Raw genomic sequence first — 363 nt, forward strand, 5'->3', positions numbered from 1 at the left:
GCCATGATTGCCGCGATGCTGATCGTCGTCATGCTGCAGGTGCGCTCGTTCTCGACGATGGCGATGGTCGTCCTGACGGGACCGCTCGGCCTCGTCGGCGTCGTGCCGGCATTGCTGCTCTTCCACCAGCCATTCGGGTTCAACGCCATCCTGGGCCTGATCGGACTGGCGGGCATCCTGATGCGCAACACGCTGATCCTGACCGAACAGATCAAGGAGAACCTTGCCGCCGGACTTGACGACTATCACGCTGTCATCGAGGCCACGGTGCAACGCACGAGGCCGGTGATCCTCACCGCATTGGCCGCCGTGCTGGCCTTCATCCCGCTCACGCATTCCGTGTTCTGGGGGTCGATGGCCTAC

Annotated in this window: 1 protein-coding gene; it reads left to right on the plus strand. The window is 63.4% G+C overall.

Annotation, left to right across the window (positions count from 1 at the left end; genetic code table 11):
• Nucleotides 1-363: efflux RND transporter permease subunit (locus MOV74_RS40455; RefSeq protein WP_246933140.1), on the plus strand; the 363-nt coding region annotated here is incomplete at both ends.

It is taken from the genome of Bradyrhizobium sp. SHOUNA76 (assembly GCF_023006445.1).
Lineage (GTDB): Bacteria > Pseudomonadota > Alphaproteobacteria > Rhizobiales > Xanthobacteraceae > Bradyrhizobium.